Source organism: Streptomyces sp. NPDC050743 (assembly GCF_044456925.1).
In the GTDB taxonomy this organism is placed as follows: domain Bacteria; phylum Actinomycetota; class Actinomycetes; order Streptomycetales; family Streptomycetaceae; genus Streptomyces.
In genome coordinates, this window is the sequence record NZ_JBITGJ010000037.1 from 1 (window position 1) to 17,176 (window position 17,176).

Consider the following 17,176-nt stretch of genomic DNA (forward strand, 5'->3'; position numbering starts at 1 on the left):
AAGCGGGCCTTGAAGGCTGGCGCTTCCGCTCGGCCTTCCCAGCAGGTCACCCAGGCGCGGAAGTACGTCTTGAGGACGGCCTGGGCGGCCTGCGCTGGGAGCTTGCCGAGGAAGTCGAGGTCCTTGCGGGCCTGGCGTATCGCGGCGTCCGCGTTCGCCAGCGTCCGCTTGTCCTTCGGCATCATCAGCCACCAGGCATGCAGGCAGTTCCACATGGTGCGGGCCGCGTGCCCCTGATCATCGGCCGTACGAATCCCGGCAGGGGACAGTGCCAGTCGGGCACGTGCCCGAACTGCCGCTTCACCAGGCCGAGTTCGCTCACAACGATCACCATACTACAGTTGGTCTATGTCACCGCGATGGAACCCTGATCCCGATGTCAGGACCGGACGCCACGTCGTCCACAACCTTCACGTCCACTTGGTGTTCGTCACCAAGTACCGGCGGAAGGCGTTCACGGACCAGATGCTGACGCGCTGCGAAGAGATCATGCGGGAGGTCTGCACGGACTTCGAGGCCGACCTCAAGCAGTTCAACGGCGAACAGGACCACGTCCACCTGCTCGTGCACTACCCGCCGAAGGTCCGGCTCTCCAAGCTGGTCAACTCCCTCAAGGGCGTCTCCGCCCGCCTGCTGCGCAAGGAGTACGACGCACACGTACGCCGGTACCGGTGGGGCGGACACTTCTGGTCCGGCTCCCACTTCGCCGCAAGCTGCGGCGGGGCGCCACTCACCGTCGTACAGCAGTACATCGAGCGGCAGCAGCGCCCCGTGAGCTGAGGTCACCAGTGCGGACCCGTGCCCCTGGTGCGGGACACCCCTATTTTGAGATGGCCTTCACCATCCGGCCTGAAGGCCGGAGCACCGGCCAAGATCAAAGGTAGATGCTGCCGTAGACGGCGTGGAACGCCTCGCCGCCGTCGAAGAACTGGGCGTACGGCATGGGCTGGTTGTAGAGGGTGGACCAGTGGTTCTTGTGCCGCCAGTAGATGGTGTGCCAGCCCTGGCGGGTGACGTGCCCCGTGCGCCCGCTCCGCATGGGCACCGGCCCGAACACCACCTGGGAGCCCTTCTGCACCCAGGTGAGCTGACGGTCCAGATCGACGCAGGCGACCTTGTACGACCGGACGGGACACTTCTTGGCGGCGTTCGGGTCCTTTCCCGCCGAGACGAGCATCATGGTCGACCAGGTGACGGTCCCGGCGAACCCGATGGCGGGCTTGATCTTGTACGCGACCTGGAACGCCCGGATGGCCTTGCAGTCGGCGGCGGACTGCTTCCCGTCGGCCTTCAGCCTCAGCCACCGCTCGACCTGCCGCTGATAAGGCCCGGCCTGCTTGCTGCACGTCACCTTGGCGACGGCGTCGGACAGCGGCACGTACTCGATGAGGTCGTACGCCCCCGGCGCCGCCGCCCTGGGCTCCACGGCGTCCTCTCGGGCACTGGGCGTGTACACCCGCGGCGGCAACGCCTGGTCGGGCGTGTCGATCTGCCACGGCTGCCCGGGCCGGGGCGCGACACCCGGGACGAGTTCGGGGGCGGGGCCGGGGCGGGGGGCACGGGGGTGGTGGCCGCGGGGCCGGCCGTTGGGGCGCCGGCCATGGGCGCGCGGGCCGCTGGGGAGGCCACGGCGGTGCCGGCCGCCGGGAGGGCCGTCGCGGTGGCGAGCAGCACCGCGACACCTCTGGACGCGATTCGTCTGCTGATCATGCGATCAGCCAAGCGTGGGGCTCCGCCGGATCGGGGGTGCCGCGCGGGAGGGTCACCCGGGGGACGGACCTGGATTACGTCGGGCGTCGGCCGGGTGCGGGTGAGGGTGCGTGAAGGCGGGGTTCCGTGAGGTGACGGCCGGACCCCGTCGGCTACAGCGCGTGCACGTCCCTCCACGCCTGGGGGATCCGGTCGGCCACGTCATGCGCCCCCACCGGTGCCCCGTCCGAGGCGAACCGCCCGGCCAGGCCGTGCAGATACGCCGCCGCGCTGCCCGCGTCCAGGGCCGGGAGACCCGAGGCCAGCAGCGACCCGGCGAGGCCCGAGAGCACGTCCCCGCTCCCGGCCGTGGCCAGCCAGGACGTCCCCGTGGCGTTCATCCGCACGGCCCCGCCCCCGGCCTCGGCGACCAGGGTCGTGGACCCCTTCAGCAGCACCGTCGCCCGGTACGCCGCCGCCAGCTCCCGCACCGCGGCCAGCCGGGCCCCCTCGACCTCCTCCCGGCGCACGCCGAGCAGCGCGGCCGCCTCCCCGGCGTGGGGGGTCATGAGCGTCGGCGCCGTACGCCCGCGCACCGCGTCCCGCTCGGCGAGCCGCAGCCCGTCCGCGTCGATCAGCACCGGCACGTCTGCCCCGAGCACCTCGGCCACGGTCACCGCGTCCTCCCCGGCCCCCGGCCCGACCACCCAGGCCTGGACGCGCCCCGCCTTCGCCGGCCCCCGGTCGGACACCAGCGTCTCCGGGAAGCGGGCGATGACCGCCTCCCCGGCCGGCCCGACGTACCGTACGGCCCCCGCCCCGCCCCGCAGAGCGCCGGAGACGGCGAGCACGGCGGCGCCGGGGTAGCGCGCGGACCCGGCGGCGATGCCGACCACACCCCGCCGGTACTTGTCGCTCTCCGCGGCCGGCACCGGCAACAGCCGTGCCACTTCCGCGTGTTGCAGGGCCTCCAGCTCTGCCTCGGCGGGCAGTTCGAGACCGATGTCGACCAGCCGCACCACCCCGGCGTACTCCCGCCCCGGATCGATCAGCAGCCCGGGCTTGTACGTCCCGAAGGTCACCGTCAGATCGGCCCGGATCGCGGCGCCCCGCACCTCCCCGGTGTCCGCCTCGATCCCGCTCGGCAGGTCCACGGCCACCACGGCGGCCCGGGACCGCTCGGCGACCCGGGCCAGGGCCTCGGCCTCGGGCCGCAGCCCGCCCTTGCCGCCGATCCCGACGATCCCGTCCACGACGAGGTCGGCCCGCTCGATCAGCCCGTCGGCGGCACCGGCCGGGGCGACTGTGCCCCCTGCCCGCCGCAGCGCGGCCAGCCCACCCGCGTGCGCCCTTTCGGGCGTCAGGAGTACGGCGGTGACCCCGGCCCCGCGCCGGGCCAGCCGCGCCCCCGCGTACAGCGCGTCCCCGCCGTTGTCGCCGCTGCCGACGAGCAGCACCACCCGACTGCCGTACACCCGTCCGAGCAACTCGGCGCAGGCGGCGGCCAGTCCCGCGGCGGCCCGCTGCATCAGCGCACCCTCCGGCAGCCGCGCCATCAGCGCCCGTTCGGCCGCCCTTACCGTCTCCACGCTGTACGCATTCCGCATGGCACCGAGTCTGCCCCGGAACGGCCGTCACCCACACCCGGGCACTCAGCCCTCGGCGACCACCACGGCCGAGGCGACGCCCGCGTCATGGCTGAGCGACACGTGCCAGGACCGCACGCCCAGCTCCGCGGCCCGCGCGGCCACGGTGCCCGCCACCCGCAGCCGGGGCTGCCCGCTGTCCTCGACGTACACCTCGACGTCGGTCCAGTGCAGTCCGGGCGGCGCCCCCAGCGCCTTCGCCAGGGCCTCCTTGGCGGCGAACCGGGCCGCGAGCGAGGCGATCCCGCGCCGCTCCCCGCTGGGCAGCAGCAGCTCCCGCTCCACGAACAGCCGATCGGCCAGCCCGGGCGTCCGCTCCAAGGACGCGCGGAACCGGTCGATCTCGGCGACGTCGATCCCCACTCCGATGATGCTCATGCCGGGCAGCCTACGATCGCGCGCCCACCGGACCGCCCACCTGCCGAAATCCGGCTGCCGCGCCGGGCGCGTGCCCTCTACGCTCCGTCCATGACGTCGTCGCAGGCCTATCTCTCCGAACTCTTCTCGCTGCACGGCCGTGTCGCCGTGGTGACCGGAGGCAGTTCCGGCATCGGCCGGGCCATCACCGGGGCGCTCGCGCGGGCGGGCGCGAGCGTGGTGGTGGCCGCCCGCAGAAAGGAGCAACTGGAGGAGACTGTCGACGAGTTGACGGCCGTCGGGTGCCGAGCCGCCTGGATCACGGCGGACCTGAGCACCCGTCACGGCGTGCGCGCGGCGGCCGAGGAGGCGGCCGGTGTCTTCGGTGAGCCGGACATCCTCGTCAACTCCGCCGGGGTCAACCTGCGGCCGCCGATGGGCGAGCTGGGCGAGGACGTGTGGGACACCACCATGGCCGTGAACCTGGAGGCGCCGTTCCTGCTGGGGCAGCGCTTCGGGCCCGGCATGGCGGAGCGCGGCTTCGGCCGGATCATCCACATCACCTCCCAGCAGGCGCACCGCGCCTTCGTGCAGAGCGGCGCGTACGGCGTGTCGAAGGGCGCGCTGGAGTCGCTGGCCCGTTCGCAGGCCGAGGCCTGGTCGCCGTACGGCGTCACGGTCAACACGCTGGTGCCGGGGTTCGTGATGACGCCGCTCAACCAGCGGCTGTCGTCCGATCCGGAGAAGGTGGCCGCCCTGGCCGCCCGCACGATGACCGGCCGCAACGGCCTCGCCGAGGACTTCGAGGGCGCGGCCGTCTTCCTCGCGAGCCGCGCCTCCGCCTACGTCACAGGTCAGTCGATCTTCGTCGACGGCGGCCTGTCGGTCCATTGAGCCGCCGCCAGGTGCCGGCGGACCGCCCCGAGGCACTGCTCATCGGCGGCCGTGCGGGGGTCGGCAAGACGACCGTCGCCTGGGAGGTCTCCGCGGTGCTGCGCCGCTCGGCCGTCGCGCATGCCGTGGTGGACGGGGACTTCATGGGCCAAGTGCACCCCGCCCCGGAGGGCGACCCGCTCCGCAGCGGGATCACCGAGGCCAATCTGACCGCGGTGTGGGCGAACTTCGCCGCCCGTGGCTACCGGCGCCTGATCTACACGAACACCGTCAGCGTGCTGCCCGCGGCGACCGGGATGTTCGAGCGGGCGATGGGCGGAGGTGTGCGGATCGTACGGGTACTGCTCACGGCCTCCGACGCCACCGCCCGGGAGCGCCTCGTCCGGCGGGAGATCGGCTCGGAACTGGAGGAGGAGCTGGCCGGCAGTGCGCGCAAGGCCCGGCTGCTGGACCGGGACGCGCCGGCGCACGTCGTGCGGGTGCCGACGGACGGCAGGACCGTCGCGGACATCGCCGAAGAGGTGCTGGCCGCCACCGGTTGGGGCGGCCGGCGCCTCTCCTGACCCGCGGCCGGCGCCTCTCCTGACGTGCGGGCGGTGCTACTCCACGGTGACCGACTTCGCCAGGTTGCGCGGCTGGTCGACCTCGTTGCCGCGGGCGGTGGCCAGCTCGCAGGCGAAGACCTGGAGGGGCACGGTGGCCACCAGCGGCTGAAGCAGGGTGGGGGTGGCCGGAATGCGGATCAGGTGGTCGGCGTACGGGACCACCGCCTCGTCGCCCTCCTCCGCGATCACGATCGTGCGCGCCCCGCGGGCCCGGATCTCCTGGATGTTGGAGACGATCTTGTCGTGCAGGACCGAGCGGCCACGCGGCGAGGGGACGACGACCACGACCGGCACATCCTCCTCGATCAGCGCGATCGGACCGTGCTTCAGCTCGCCCGCCGCGAAGCCCTCGGCGTGCATGTAGGCGAGCTCCTTGAGCTTCAGCGCGCCTTCCAGCGCGACCGGGTAGCCCACGTGCCGGCCGAGGAAGAGGACCGTGTTCTTCGACGCCAGGCTCCGGGCCAGCTCGCGCACCGGCTCCATCGTCTCCAGGACCCGCTCGACCTCCACCGAGATCCGCGACAGGTCCTTGATCACCACCTGGATCTCGTCGCCCCACTTGGTGCCCCGCACCTGACCCAGATACAGCGCCACCAGGTAACAGGCCACCAGCTGGGTCAGGAACGCCTTCGTGGAGGCCACGGCGACCTCCGGCCCGGCGTGCGTGTACAGCACCGCGTCCGACTCGCGCGGGATCGTGGAGCCGTTGGTGTTGCAGATCGCCAGCACCTTGGAGCCCTGCTCGCGGGCGTGCCGCAGCGCCATCAGGGTGTCCATGGTCTCGCCGGACTGGGAGATGGCGATGACCAGGGAGCGGCCGTCCAGGATCGGGTCCCGGTACCGGAACTCGCTGGCCAGCTCCACCTCGCACGGGATACGCGTCCAGTGCTCGATGGCGTACTTGGCGATCAGGCCGGCGTGGAAGGCCGTGCCGCACGCGACGATGACGACCTTGTCGATCTCCCGCAGCTCGGAGGGCGAGATACGGACCTCGTCCAGCGTCAGCGAACCCGACGGGTCGATACGGCCCAGCAGCGTGTCGGCGACCGCCTTGGGCTGCTCGGCGATCTCCTTGAGCATGAAGTAGTCATAGCCCCCCTTTTCCGCGGCGGAGGCGTCCCAGTCCACGTGATAGCTGCGGACCTCGGCCGGGCGGCCGTCGAAGCCCGTCACCGTCACGCCGTCGCGGCGCAGCTCCACCACCTGGTCCTGGCCCAGCTCGATCGCGGAGCGCGTGTGGGCGATGAACGCGGCGACGTCCGAGGCCAGGAACGCCTCACCCTCTCCGACGCCCACCACCAGCGGCGAGTTCCGCCGCGCGCCGACGACCACGTCCGGCTCGTCGGCGTGCACCGCGACCAGCGTGAACGCGCCCTCCAGCCGCCGGCACACCAGCCGCATGGCCTCGGCGAGGTCCCCGCAGGAGGAGAACTCCTCGGCGAGCAGATGGGCGACGACCTCGGTGTCCGTCTCGGAGGTCAGTTCGTGGCCGCGCTCGGCGAGTTCGGCCCGCAGCACCGCGAAGTTCTCGATGATGCCGTTGTGGACGACGGCGACGCGCCCCGCGTTGTCCAGATGCGGATGGGCATTGGCGTCGGTCGGACCGCCGTGCGTGGCCCAGCGGGTGTGGCCGATGCCCGTCACGCCCGTCGGCAGCGGCCGTTCGACCAGTTCCTTCTCCAGGTTGACCAGTTTCCCGGCCCTCTTCGCCGCGGCCAGCCCGCCGTCGGCCAGCACGGCGACACCCGCCGAGTCGTAACCCCGGTACTCCAGCCGCTTCAGCCCGGCCATCACGACTTCGAGCGCCGACTGTGACCCTACGTATCCAACGATTCCGCACATGAGCCGCAGCCTACGACCCGGGAACGTTCCGAACTGGCCTCCACCTGCCCGAAATCGGAAATTCCCACCGTCGTACGAAGGTCACTCCGGGCGGGGCGGACGGTCGCGCGGGCGTGACGGACCCCACCCGCCGCCTCGTTCAAACTCCGTTAACAATGGACTGTGATCTCACCGGTCTCCTCGATGCCCCGGAGCGCCCACCGGCACAGGCCGGAGGCGACTCCCTACGTCGACCTCACCCGCGCCGAGTGGAGCGCGCTGCGCGACAAGACGCCGCTGCCGCTCACCGCCGAGGAGGTGGAGAAGCTGCGCGGTCTGGGCGATGTGATCGACCTGGACGAGGTGCGGGACATCTACCTCCCGCTCTCCCGGCTCCTCAACCTCTACGTCGGCGCCACGGACGGCCTCAGAGGCGCGCTGAACACCTTCCTCGGCGAGCAGGGCTCCCAGTCCGGCACCCCGTTCGTCATAGGCGTCGCCGGCTCGGTCGCCGTGGGAAAGTCGACCGTCGCCCGGCTCCTCCAGGCCCTGCTCTCCCGCTGGGCGGAACACCCGCGCGTGGAGCTGGTGACGACGGACGGCTTCCTGCTGCCCACCCGGGAGCTTCAGGCGTGCGGCCTGATGTCGCGGAAAGGCTTCCCCGAGTCCTACGACCGCCGGGCCCTGACCCGTTTCGTCGCCGACATCAAGGCGGGCAAGGACGAGGTCACGGCCCCCGTCTACTCCCACCTCATCTACGACATCGTCCCGGACCGGAAGCTCACGGTCCGCCGCCCGGACATCCTGATCGTCGAGGGCCTGAACGTCCTGCAGCCCGCCCTGCCCGGCAAGGACGGCCGCACCCGGGTCGGTCTCGCCGACTACTTCGACTTCAGCGTGTACGTCGACGCGAGCGCCGAGGACATCGAACGCTGGTACCTCAACCGCTTCAAGAAGCTGCGTCAGACCGCCTTCCAGAACCCCGACTCGTACTTCCGCAAGTACACCCAGGTCTCGGAGGAGGAGGCCCTCGACTACGCCCGCACCCTCTGGCGGACCATCAACAAGCCCAACCTGGTCGAGAACATCGCCCCCACCCGCGGGCGGGCCACCCTCGTGGTCCGCAAGGGCCCGGACCACAAGGTGCAGCGCCTGAGGCTGCGCAAGCTGTAGGCACGCTCACACTGCCGGCCCAGGAGTGGCCGTGGGCCAGGCAGTGTGAGAGTACGGCCGAGCGGGGCGGCTAGAAGACGCCGCTCCTCACCTCGCAGTCCAGGGCGACCTTGTCACCGCGGTCGGCGGACACCACGTCGAAACCGCCGCCGTCGCAGGTCACCGTGTCGCCGCCCGCACCGTCCTGCACGTTGATCGTGTCGTTGCGACTCCCGCCGGTGATGGTGTCGTCGCCCGAACCGGCGTTGATGATGGAGGGGATCCCGGCGTTGTTCGTGACGCTGTCCTTCATGTCACCCACCGATATGGTCAGCTGACCGACAGAGGTGGCGAGTCCGCACCGGGCGGTGGTGGCGGTGAGCTGCGTGCAGCCCGGTCCGGCTGCGATGCCAGACAGGTCCTCCATGATCAGCAGATCGCCGGATCTACTGGCCGTGACCGTGTTCGCCGCCCCGGGATTCGCGCTGAGCGCGACGCTCCCCCCGAAACGGGTCACCGTGGAGCCGGGCGCCGCGGCGGCGGAGGCCGGGGTGGTGAACGCGGTGGCGGCGGGCCCCGCGGCCAGGGCCGGACCGGCCACCCGCCGCACAGTGCTGCTCAAGGTCTTCATGACTGTTTCCTCTCCCGTCGAGACGAGAGCCGCGCGCTGCGGTCTCTCGACGGCAAGTCAAACAATCAGTGACCTGGCCTGCACTCCTTGTTACTCCGTGCGGCCCGGGTCAGCCCAGCGCCGACTTCACGGCATCGGCCAGCCGCCCGGCGACGGACCGCGCCTGGTCGATGTCCGCGGCCTCGACCATCACCCGCACCAGCGGCTCGGTCCCGGAAGGCCGCAGCAACACCCGCCCGGTCTCACCGAGTTCACGCTCGGCCTCGGTCACGGCGGCGGCGAGCTCCGCCGACGTCCGCACCCGGGACTTGTCCACGTCCGGCACGTTGATCAGCACCTGCGGCAGCCGCTCCATCACGGACGCCAACTCCCGCAGCGTACGGCCGGTCTCGGCGACCCGCGCCGCCAGCAGCAGCCCGGTCAGCGTGCCGTCACCGGTGGTCGCGTGGTCGAGGATGATGACATGCCCGGACTGCTCGCCGCCGAGGGCGTACCCGTGCTCCTTCATCTCCTCCAGGACGTACCGGTCGCCGACGGCCGTCTGGATCAGCCGGATCCCGGCCTTCTCCATCGCCAGCTTGAAGCCCAGGTTGGACATCACGGTGGCGACGACCGTGTCGGCCCGCAGCGCGGAGCGTTCCCGCATGGACAGTGCCAGCACGGAGAGGATCTGGTCGCCGTCGACCTCCTCGCCGGTGTGGTCCACGGCCAGGCACCGGTCGGCGTCGCCGTCGTGCGCGATGCCGAGGTCGGCGCCGTGCTCGACCACCGCGGCCTTGAGCTGGTCCAGGTGGGTCGAGCCGCAGCCGTCGTTGATGTTCAGACCGTCCGGCTCGGCGCCGATCGTGACGACCTGGGCGCCGGCCCGGGCGAACGCCTCCGGCGAGACCCCCGAGGCCGCGCCGTGCGCTTCGTCCAGGACGATCTTCAGTCCGTCGAGCCGGTTCGGCAGGACGGAGAGCAGGTGGACGACGTAACTCTCGAAGCCCTCGTCGTACGAGCGCACACGGCCTACGCCCGCGCCCGTCGGCCGCTCCCACGGCTCGCCGTGCCGGTGGGAGTCGTACACCGCCTCGATCCTGTCCTCCAGCTCGTCGGCGAGTTTGTGGCCGCCGCGGGCGAAGAACTTGATGCCGTTGTCCGGCATGGCGTTGTGGCTGGCGGAGAGCATCACGCCCAGGTCGGCGCCGAGCGCGCCGGTCAGATGCGCGACCGCGGGCGTCGGCAGCACGCCGACGCGCAGCACGTCCACGCCGGCGCTGGCCAGGCCCGCGACCACGGCCGCCTCCAGGAACTCCCCGGACGCCCGCGGGTCCCGACCGACCACCGCCGTCGGCTTGTGGCCCTCGAAGGTGCCCGCCTCGGCCAGCACGTGGGCCGCCGCAACGGACAGGCCGAGCGCCATCTCGGCCGTCAGGTCCGCGTTGGCGACACCGCGCACGCCGTCCGTGCCGAAGAGTCGTCCCACTTGTCCTCCTGAGGAAACTGCGATCACACAAGCCGTTGAGCGGCTGAGCGTCTCGTGTCGTTATACGCCCTTGCCTGGGATAAACGAACGCCCCGACGGCACATGAGGCGTGCCGCCGGGGCGTTCGGAGTACGAGCAGGCGACGCTTAGCGCTTGCTGTACTGCGGAGCCTTGCGGGCCTTCTTCAGACCGGCCTTCTTGCGCTCGACCGCACGGTCGTCGCGCTTGAGGAAGCCGGCCTTCTTCAGCGGGCCACGGTTGTTGTCGACGTCGGCCTCGTTCAGGGCACGGGCGACGCCGAGGCGCAGGGCACCGGCCTGACCGGAGACACCGCCACCCGCGATGCGGGCGATGACGTCGTAACGGCCGTCGAGCTCGAGCACCTTGAAGGGCTCGTTGACTTCCTGCTGGTGCACCTTGTTCGGGAAGTAGTCCTCGAGGGTGCGACCGTTGATCTTCCACTTGCCGGTGCCCGGAACGATCCGGACGCGGGCGATGGCGTTCTTGCGGCGGCCCAGGCCGGCGGCCGGCTGGGGCTCGCCGAAGCGGGAGGCCAGGGACTCCGAGGTGTACTCGCCCTCGACGGGGACCTCGGACTCGGTGGTGTAGCTCTCGATGTCGATCTCTTCGATCGGCTGCTCGGCAGTGGTCTCGGCCACGATTCTCCTCAGATTCTCTTCGGTCTTAGGGGGTGGCCGGACTTACTGCGCGACCTGGGTGATCTCGAACGGCACCGGCTGCTGGGCAGCGTGCGGGTGCTGGTCGCCCGAGTAGACCTTCAGCTTCGTGAGCATCTGACGGCCCAGGGTGTTCTTGGGGAGCATGCCCTTGACGGCCTTCTCGATGGCCTTCTCGGGGTTCTTGGCGAGCAGCTCGTCGTAACGGACGGAGCGCAGACCACCCGGGTAGCCGGAGTGGCGGTACGCCATCTTCTGGGTCCGCTTGTTGCCGGAGAGGTGCACCTTGTCGGCGTTGATGATGATGACGAAGTCACCAGCGTCGACGTGCGGGGCGTAGATCGGCTTGTGCTTGCCCCGGAGAAGGGTCGCTGCAGTGGTGGCGAGACGGCCCAGGACAACGTCCTGAGCGTCGATGACGTGCCACTGGCGCGTCACATCGCCGGGCTTGGGGCTGTACGTACGCACGGTTCGTAGCCTTCGCTTCGAGTGAATGGTCCTGAACAGGTCACCGAAACGATCACGACAGCCTAGACCGCACGGCGGCGACGCATACCGCGTACGTGGGGTCGCTGGTCATCGGCCCGGTGGACCGGTGTAAGGGCCCGTCCCGTGAGAATGAGCAAGCCAATACACAACGAACAAGCAGAATACCGGGGTCGTCGGTGAGGGTCAAAACGACCGATCGGCGTGCTCACCCCCGCCCCCCGTCTAAGATGCGCCCCATGAGTTACGGGCAGGGGGGACCCCAGTCTCAGTGGGATCCCTGGAAACCGCATTCCCAGCAGACCTGGAACAGTGGCGGTGACGACGGGACCCCGGACTGGGCGGCGCTCGCCGAGGCCTCGGAGACCCGCAACAAGCGTCGCAAGCTGCTGTTCGTGGGCGCCGGCGCCGTCGCCACGATAGCCGTCGGCACGGCCGTGGCCATGGCCGTCGTCTCGGCGAACAACGACACGAGCGCGTCGGGCAGCCCCACCAACCTGCCCGCCAGCGCCTCGGTGCCCAGCGACTCGGCCACGCCGTCCTTCGCCTCCACCAGCGCCCCGCCGCCGCTGGACCCGAGGGACTTCATAGCCAGCGCCAAGAAGGACACCGCCCCGCTCAGCGCCGACACCCTCTTCCCGGGCACCCAGCTCACCATGGGCGACACCGTGTACAAGAAGGGCGCCACGGCCGACACCACGAACTGCGCCTCCGCCGCCGGCGGCAACCTGCCGAAGATCCTCACCACGGGCGGCTGCACCCGCCTGATCCGCGCGACCTACACCAACGGCGGCATCGCGATCACCGTCGGCGTCGCCGTCTTCGACGACCAGGCGCACGCCACGAAGGTCAGGAAGCAGGCCGCCAAGAAGGCCGTGGTCCGCTCCCTGCCCGGCAAGGGCGTCAAGAACTTCTGCAACGCCGCGGTCTGCCTGACGACCACGAACGCGGTCGGCCGCTACGCCTACTTCACCACCGGCGGCTTCCTCGACGGCAAGAACGTCACCAACAAGGACACGAAGGTCTTCCGCGCCGGCACCGACCTGCAGCAGTTCACCTTCAACCAGATCTACCGCCGCGGCCAGGCCCAGGCGTCGGCAGCGGCCAACGGATGACCCAGGCGGGTCAGCCTCTCCCCCGGAACACCGGTCGTCCCACCTCGGCCACCACCATGAACACCCGGGGGAACCGTCCCATGCCCCTGCACCGCACCGTGAGCCACCACGCGCGGACGACCACCGACGGGAGCGAGCGCACGGACACCGCCCGAGGCATCGGCGCACCCAGGCCGGAGGCCAAGGCCCCGGTCGCCTGCGGCACCCTCCACGACGACCGGGCCGGCACCTGCCGGGCCCTCGGCGTCGGAGGCGCCGTCGCCGCCCCGCTCCACCGGAAAGGCGCGTGACGCCGTGCGCATGCGAAGGCGCGTCGGGCTGCTGGGGGCCGCGGCGGGAGTCGCGTTGGGTGGGCCGGCGGCGGTGTGGGCCTGGTCCGAGTGGGCCGGGGGCGACGGACGGGCGCCGGTGCTCGTGCCCGGTGATCTGCGGCATCGCGATCCGCACGCCACCCCCGCCGCACGCCTGGTGTACGCGTTGCTGGCCGGGCTGGAGAACGACGCGCGCCGGGGCCGGGCGAGCCGGACGGTGATCGGGCAGCACGTGGAGCTGCACAACGAGCGGTACAACGCGGAGTACGGCGACTACCGGGGCACCAAGCAGCCGGGCTACTACTACCGCAAGGCCCAGGACATCACCGGCCGCCTACCCGGCTTCGTGGAACTCGACCTGGGGCCGGGGTACGGGCAGCCGGGCTGGGCGGTGGGCGAGGCACGGTCGTACTCGCGCGCCTGGCCGAGCTGCCGCCGCATGTGGGGCTACGCGGACGACGCCGTCGACCTCGCCGTGGGCGTGTGGGCGGGGCTGCCCCGCCCGGCGGACGGCTCCTACCGCCCCTCCGGCACGCACACGGAATGCGCCTCCGGCAGGGAGGTCACCCTGCCCGGCAACGGCGGAGCCCCGGCGGGCATCGTCGGGTTCTCCTTCCACCAGCCCTTTCCGGGCAGTCCGGTCAAGGGCTTCCCGCAGACTCTGTGTCGCAACTCGCCCGCCGCGCGGGATCCCGGCTGGTTCGGCCGGGTGATCACCGAGGGCACGGCCGAGCACGGGGCCCTACTGCACGACCTGGACTATCTCGCGGACCACCTGGGCTACCTGGCAGCCCGGGGCGTACCGGTGCTGCTGCGGCCGTACCACGAGATGAACACCCGACCCGGCCACGGCTTCTGGTGGGCGGGACAGGACCCGGCCGCGTACCGGAGGCTGTGGCAGCTGACGCACGACTACCTGGTGCACCACCGGGGCCTGCACAACCTGATCTTCGTCTGGGCCCCGAACTCCTGGGACGGCTCCTACGGCACTCCGCCCCGGCCCTACTACCCGGGCGGCGCGTATGTGGACGTCGTGGGCGTCGACGACTACAGCGGAAGCCCGGAGCGGCCCTACGGGAGCGGTGCCTGGACCGAGGTCTGGTACCGGGGGCTGGAGCAGTACGCACGGCCCCGAATCGTCGCCGAGTCCTTCCACGTGCCCCTCAACGCGCACCAGCCCCGTGCCCTGTCCCGCACACCGTGGGTGCTGTGGACGGTGTGGGGACAGGCGCTGACGTACGACAACGTCAGCGAGCCGCGGCACAAGAACGCCGCGGCCGACGTGAAACGGACGTACGCGTCTTCCCAGGTGATCACCGCCGGAGAGTGGCGGTCGCACCTCAAGGCGGCACAGGACCACAAGCCGCCACTTGGTTAATTTTTAAACACACCCCTTCCATACTATTTCCTTACCGCGTACATGCGTGTAAGGATCAGTCATCTGTTCGGCCAGTGGTTTGGGCGCCTGGGGGGGCATCTGAGCGGCGAGTGGCCGAGACGCCAAAGAAGGCGTCGGGGGGCAGGAAACCCGTAGTCCATGTCGTGGTGCGCGCCGTCGCGCCGCGACCACGATCGCTGCCGCCTCGACGCGCCGTCCGATCTCACGGGGAGTTCCGCAGTCGTCATGGCATCGACACTGGTCGACGGGGGGACGTCGCATTCGCGGCACAGCACCAAGCTGGCGAAACGTACCGCCGCATGGAAACCGGGCATCCTGCCGTTCCTGATCCCGCTGGTCCTGCTGACCGCCTTCAGCCTGTGGTCGTACACACCCAGTCACTCGCCACTGGCCTGGTTGATCACCGTCTGCTGGGCCCTTCCGGTGCCCGGGGTGCTCGTCTCCGTCCAGGGTTTCGTGCTCATCCGCCGCCGGCTCCGCAAGGCCCATCTGATGACTCCGCCCGCCCTGGTCGAGCAGGACTTCCTGGTCGTGCTCGTGCCCACCATCGGGCGCCACGACACCTACCCGGCCCTGGAGCGCTCGGTCCTCTCCTACGTGGAACACATGCCGGAATGGTTCCCGTACATGCGCGTGGACGTCCTCACCGAGGAGGGCTGCGAGGCCGCCGAGCGGATCGACGAGCTGGCCGCGAGCAGCCCCCTGATCCGCGTGGTCACGGTCCCGAAGGCCTACCAGACCAAGAACGGCACCCGGTTCAAGGCCCGCGCGAACAACTACGCCCACGAGCTGCGCATCGAGGAGGGCGAGGCCCTCGACAACGTGTGGGTCCTGCACATGGACGACGACACCGGTGTCGGCCCCGACACCTCGGCGTCCCTCGCCCAGTTCATCAACCGCCAGCGCCGCGCGACCCCCGAAGAGGTCAAGCACATGGCGCAGGGCATCCTCACCTACCCGCGCGAGAACGCGGTGAGCCTGCTCACCTGGTTCGCCGACGCCATCCGCCCCGCCGACGACATCGCACGGTTCCGCGCCTTCACCGGCCTCGGCACCCCGGCCGCCGGTGTGCACGGCGAGCTCCTCGTCATCCGCGCCTCCATCGAGGCCGAGATCGGCTGGGACTTCGGCCCCAAGGAGATCGTCGAGGACGCCCGGCTGGCCCTGACCTTCTGCCGCCTCTACCCGGGCCGCAGCGACTGGTTCAACGGCCGCTGCTACGGCGCCTCGCCGTCCAACACCAAGGACTTCATCAAGCAGCGCGAGCGCTGGGCCTGGGGCCTGGTCGCCCTCTGCTTCAACCGTAAGGTGCCGCTCCGTTATCGCTGGTTCCTGACCGTCTGCGTGACCAGCTGGATCCTCGGACCGCTGCAGCACGTCGGCACGATCCTGTTCGTGGCCTGGTTCATCGGTGACATGAACACCTCGCCGGTGACCCAGTCGGTCGTCCTGCTGTGGTCGACCAGCTTCGCCTACGTGATCTGGGCGTACTGGGAAGGGCTGCGGCTCAACGCGATCGCCTCGGTGAACGGCAGACGCAAATGGTGGGAGCCCATGGCCGTCCTCCTCCTGCTGCCCTACTTCTCCCTCATCGAAGGGATCGGCGGCATCAAGGGCCTGTGGAAGTTCATCCGCCGCGAGGAGAACAAGTTCGTCGTCATCGCCAAGCCCGCCTGACCGGAAGAGATCACACAGCCATGAAGCGCGCACGCCTGCCCATGCTCGCCGTGCTCCCCGTCACCGTCATCTCCTTCGTGATCGCGGTCCCCTTCGTGCTCGGCGACCACCCGCTGCAGTGGTCCTCGGGCTCACTCGCGCCCCATCTGGTGCTCGACGGCAAGGAACACACCCAGCGGGCCGACACCGAGGGCGGTGACGGCAAGACCTCGGCGGCCACCTCGCCGACCACCGAGGTCGCCAAGGTGGCCAAGAAGTGGAAGAAGGGCATGCCCCAGTGGGGCGCCCAGCTCTACTGGGAGGACAACCCAAAACACTCCCTCACCTACATCGAGAAGCAGGCCCGGCTGCACGCGAACTACCTGGTCGGGCTGCACGCCAACTCCGTCAGCGTGTCCTTCCCGTTCTTCACCGGGACCCGCTCGTCGACGAAGATCAGCGCCGGTGACAAGACACCGACGCCCGAGCATCTCGCCCGCGTGCTGCGGATCTTCCATGAGGCCGGCCTGCGTACGACCGTCCGGCCCCTCATGGACGAGCACTCCCTGACCGCGGAGAACGGCTGGCGCGGCAACATCAAGCCCGCCGACCGCGATGCCTGGTTCACGTCGTACGAGAAATTCCTGACCCCCTATCTGAAGGCCGCCGACAGCGAGAAGGCGACCACCTTCGTCATCGGCACCGAACTGACCTCCCTGCAGGGCGATCCGCACTGGGACGGTGTCGTGAACGACGCCGAGAAGCTGTTCGGCGGCGAGGTCGCCTACGACGCCAACTGGGACGCGTACGTCACCGGCCCCGTGACCATGCCGGTCACCCATCTCGGCATCGACGCCTACTTCCCGGTCAAGGTCAGCGACGACGCCTCGGTGTCCACCTTGGTCGCCGGCTGGAACAAGTGGCTGGACAGGAAGGCAACCGGTCCCCTGCCCAAGATCACCATCGCTGAGGCGGGCATCGGCGCGATGACCGGCGCTTACCACGCCCCCGGCGACTTCTACACGACGCGCGCCGTCAACCCCCAGGTGCAGGCCAACTGGTACACCGCCGTCTGCCGGGTCGTCCAGGAACGGCATATGAGCGGCGTCTACTGGTGGTCGATCTACTTCGACGACGACCCGAACACCAAGCCCGACGACAAGGTCGCCTCCCGGCTCGACTTCGCCGGGCGCCCCCTCACCGAGAAGGCCATCACATCCTGCTTCACCTCCGGCTACGCAGGACCCGGCGACGAGACCGCAAGCTGAC

The 17,176-nt window shown here is 70.4% G+C and carries 17 protein-coding genes and 1 pseudogene; 9 read left to right on the plus strand and 9 right to left on the minus strand.

Annotated features, from left to right (window positions below; genetic code table 11):
- Positions 1-215 (minus strand): annotated as a pseudogene (locus tag ACIBJF_RS29340) (RNA-guided endonuclease TnpB family protein); the annotation flags it as partial.
- Positions 216-348: 133 nt separating this feature from the next.
- On the opposite strand from ACIBJF_RS29340, the gene tnpA reads away from it, so the two are divergent.
- On the plus strand, positions 349-780 hold the full coding sequence (gene tnpA, locus ACIBJF_RS29345; protein WP_399178182.1) for an IS200/IS605 family transposase: 432 nt from the start codon (positions 349-351) through the stop codon (positions 778-780).
- Positions 781-874: 94 nt separating this feature from the next.
- Here the strand turns inward: tnpA and ACIBJF_RS29350 are convergent, their stop codons facing one another.
- From ACIBJF_RS29350 to ACIBJF_RS29360, 3 genes are all read right to left on the minus strand, one after another.
- Entirely contained in the window at positions 875-1,426 is a 552-nt protein-coding gene (locus ACIBJF_RS29350; protein ID WP_399178184.1) for a L,D-transpeptidase, read from the minus strand.
- A 436-nt stretch (positions 1,427-1,862) separates the two neighbouring features.
- Complete coding sequence (locus ACIBJF_RS29355; RefSeq protein WP_365321511.1) at positions 1,863-3,296, minus strand: NAD(P)H-hydrate dehydratase; 1,434 nt, start codon at positions 3,294-3,296, stop codon at positions 1,863-1,865.
- Between the two features lie 45 nt (positions 3,297-3,341).
- Entirely contained in the window at positions 3,342-3,713 is a 372-nt protein-coding gene (locus ACIBJF_RS29360) for a holo-ACP synthase (RefSeq protein ID WP_351802146.1), read from the minus strand.
- Positions 3,714-3,803: 90 nt separating this feature from the next.
- Here ACIBJF_RS29360 and ACIBJF_RS29365 point away from each other — a divergent pair, with 90 nt between their 5' ends.
- Entirely contained in the window at positions 3,804-4,586 is a 783-nt protein-coding gene (locus tag ACIBJF_RS29365; protein WP_399178187.1) for an SDR family NAD(P)-dependent oxidoreductase, read from the plus strand.
- Between the two features lie 11 nt (positions 4,587-4,597).
- On the plus strand, positions 4,598-5,149 hold the full coding sequence (locus ACIBJF_RS29370) for a hypothetical protein (protein WP_399178189.1): 552 nt from the start codon (positions 4,598-4,600) through the stop codon (positions 5,147-5,149).
- 36 nt (positions 5,150-5,185) lie between these two features.
- On the opposite strand, the gene glmS is transcribed toward ACIBJF_RS29370, so the two are convergent.
- A complete protein-coding gene (gene glmS / locus ACIBJF_RS29375) occupies positions 5,186-7,033 on the minus strand; it encodes a glutamine--fructose-6-phosphate transaminase (isomerizing) (protein WP_399178191.1) in 1,848 nt (615 codons plus the stop codon).
- A gap of 183 nt (positions 7,034-7,216) precedes the next feature.
- Here glmS and coaA point away from each other — a divergent pair, with 183 nt between their 5' ends.
- Positions 7,217-8,185 (plus strand): type I pantothenate kinase, encoded by a 969-nt coding sequence (gene coaA / locus ACIBJF_RS29380; protein ID WP_399178280.1) that lies wholly within the window; start codon positions 7,217-7,219, stop codon positions 8,183-8,185.
- A 70-nt stretch (positions 8,186-8,255) separates the two neighbouring features.
- Here the strand turns inward: coaA and ACIBJF_RS29385 are convergent, their stop codons facing one another.
- The 4 genes from ACIBJF_RS29385 to rplM form a co-directional block, all read right to left on the minus strand.
- Positions 8,256-8,795, minus strand: a complete 540-nt coding sequence (locus tag ACIBJF_RS29385) for a hypothetical protein (protein ID WP_399178193.1) — start codon at positions 8,793-8,795, stop codon at positions 8,256-8,258.
- 109 nt (positions 8,796-8,904) lie between these two features.
- On the minus strand, positions 8,905-10,263 hold the full coding sequence (glmM, locus tag ACIBJF_RS29390) for a phosphoglucosamine mutase (protein WP_399178195.1): 1,359 nt from the start codon (positions 10,261-10,263) through the stop codon (positions 8,905-8,907).
- A 146-nt stretch (positions 10,264-10,409) separates the two neighbouring features.
- On the minus strand, positions 10,410-10,922 hold the full coding sequence (gene rpsI / locus ACIBJF_RS29395) for a 30S ribosomal protein S9 (RefSeq protein ID WP_228621210.1): 513 nt from the start codon (positions 10,920-10,922) through the stop codon (positions 10,410-10,412).
- A gap of 42 nt (positions 10,923-10,964) precedes the next feature.
- Positions 10,965-11,408: a 50S ribosomal protein L13 gene (rplM, locus tag ACIBJF_RS29400; RefSeq protein WP_189978663.1), complete on the minus strand. Its 444-nt coding sequence runs from the start codon at positions 11,406-11,408 to the stop codon at positions 10,965-10,967.
- Positions 11,409-11,665: 257 nt separating this feature from the next.
- Here rplM and ACIBJF_RS29405 point away from each other — a divergent pair, with 257 nt between their 5' ends.
- The 5 genes from ACIBJF_RS29405 (at position 11,666) to ACIBJF_RS29425 (ending at position 17,175) form a co-directional block, all read left to right on the plus strand.
- Entirely contained in the window at positions 11,666-12,541 is an 876-nt protein-coding gene (locus tag ACIBJF_RS29405; RefSeq protein ID WP_399178197.1) for a hypothetical protein, read from the plus strand.
- Between the two features lie 80 nt (positions 12,542-12,621).
- A complete protein-coding gene (locus ACIBJF_RS29410; protein ID WP_399178199.1) occupies positions 12,622-12,831 on the plus strand; it encodes a hypothetical protein in 210 nt (69 codons plus the stop codon).
- A 10-nt stretch (positions 12,832-12,841) separates the two neighbouring features.
- Positions 12,842-14,230 (plus strand): glycoside hydrolase family 26 protein, encoded by a 1,389-nt coding sequence (locus ACIBJF_RS29415; protein ID WP_399178201.1) that lies wholly within the window; start codon positions 12,842-12,844, stop codon positions 14,228-14,230.
- A 246-nt stretch (positions 14,231-14,476) separates the two neighbouring features.
- Positions 14,477-15,928 (plus strand): glycosyltransferase family 2 protein, encoded by a 1,452-nt coding sequence (locus tag ACIBJF_RS29420; protein ID WP_399178203.1) that lies wholly within the window; start codon positions 14,477-14,479, stop codon positions 15,926-15,928.
- A 20-nt stretch (positions 15,929-15,948) separates the two neighbouring features.
- On the plus strand, positions 15,949-17,175 hold the full coding sequence (locus ACIBJF_RS29425) for a glycoside hydrolase family 113 (RefSeq protein ID WP_399178205.1): 1,227 nt from the start codon (positions 15,949-15,951) through the stop codon (positions 17,173-17,175).
- The last annotated feature ends 1 nt before the right edge of the window (position 17,176 follow it).

What these genes read in the sequence shown, in the direction of transcription:
- tnpA (WP_399178182.1), top strand. Translation starts at nt 349, where the DNA reads ATGTCACCGCGATGGAACCCTGATCCCGATGTCAGGACCGGACGCCAC.
- ACIBJF_RS29355 (WP_365321511.1), bottom strand. Translation starts at nt 3,296, where the DNA reads ATGCGGAATGCGTACAGCGTGGAGACGGTAAGGGCGGCCGAACGGGCG.
- ACIBJF_RS29360 (WP_351802146.1), bottom strand. Translation starts at nt 3,713, where the DNA reads ATGAGCATCATCGGAGTGGGGATCGACGTCGCCGAGATCGACCGGTTC.
- ACIBJF_RS29365 (WP_399178187.1), top strand. Translation starts at nt 3,804, where the DNA reads ATGACGTCGTCGCAGGCCTATCTCTCCGAACTCTTCTCGCTGCACGGC.
- glmS (WP_399178191.1), bottom strand. Translation starts at nt 7,033, where the DNA reads ATGTGCGGAATCGTTGGATACGTAGGGTCACAGTCGGCGCTCGAAGTC.
- coaA (WP_399178280.1), top strand. Translation starts at nt 7,217, where the DNA reads ATGCCCCGGAGCGCCCACCGGCACAGGCCGGAGGCGACTCCCTACGTC.
- ACIBJF_RS29385 (WP_399178193.1), bottom strand. Translation starts at nt 8,795, where the DNA reads ATGAAGACCTTGAGCAGCACTGTGCGGCGGGTGGCCGGTCCGGCCCTG.
- ACIBJF_RS29405 (WP_399178197.1), top strand. Translation starts at nt 11,666, where the DNA reads ATGAGTTACGGGCAGGGGGGACCCCAGTCTCAGTGGGATCCCTGGAAA.
- ACIBJF_RS29410 (WP_399178199.1), top strand. Translation starts at nt 12,622, where the DNA reads ATGCCCCTGCACCGCACCGTGAGCCACCACGCGCGGACGACCACCGAC.
- ACIBJF_RS29415 (WP_399178201.1), top strand. Translation starts at nt 12,842, where the DNA reads ATGCGAAGGCGCGTCGGGCTGCTGGGGGCCGCGGCGGGAGTCGCGTTG.
- ACIBJF_RS29420 (WP_399178203.1), top strand. Translation starts at nt 14,477, where the DNA reads ATGGCATCGACACTGGTCGACGGGGGGACGTCGCATTCGCGGCACAGC.
- ACIBJF_RS29425 (WP_399178205.1), top strand. Translation starts at nt 15,949, where the DNA reads ATGAAGCGCGCACGCCTGCCCATGCTCGCCGTGCTCCCCGTCACCGTC.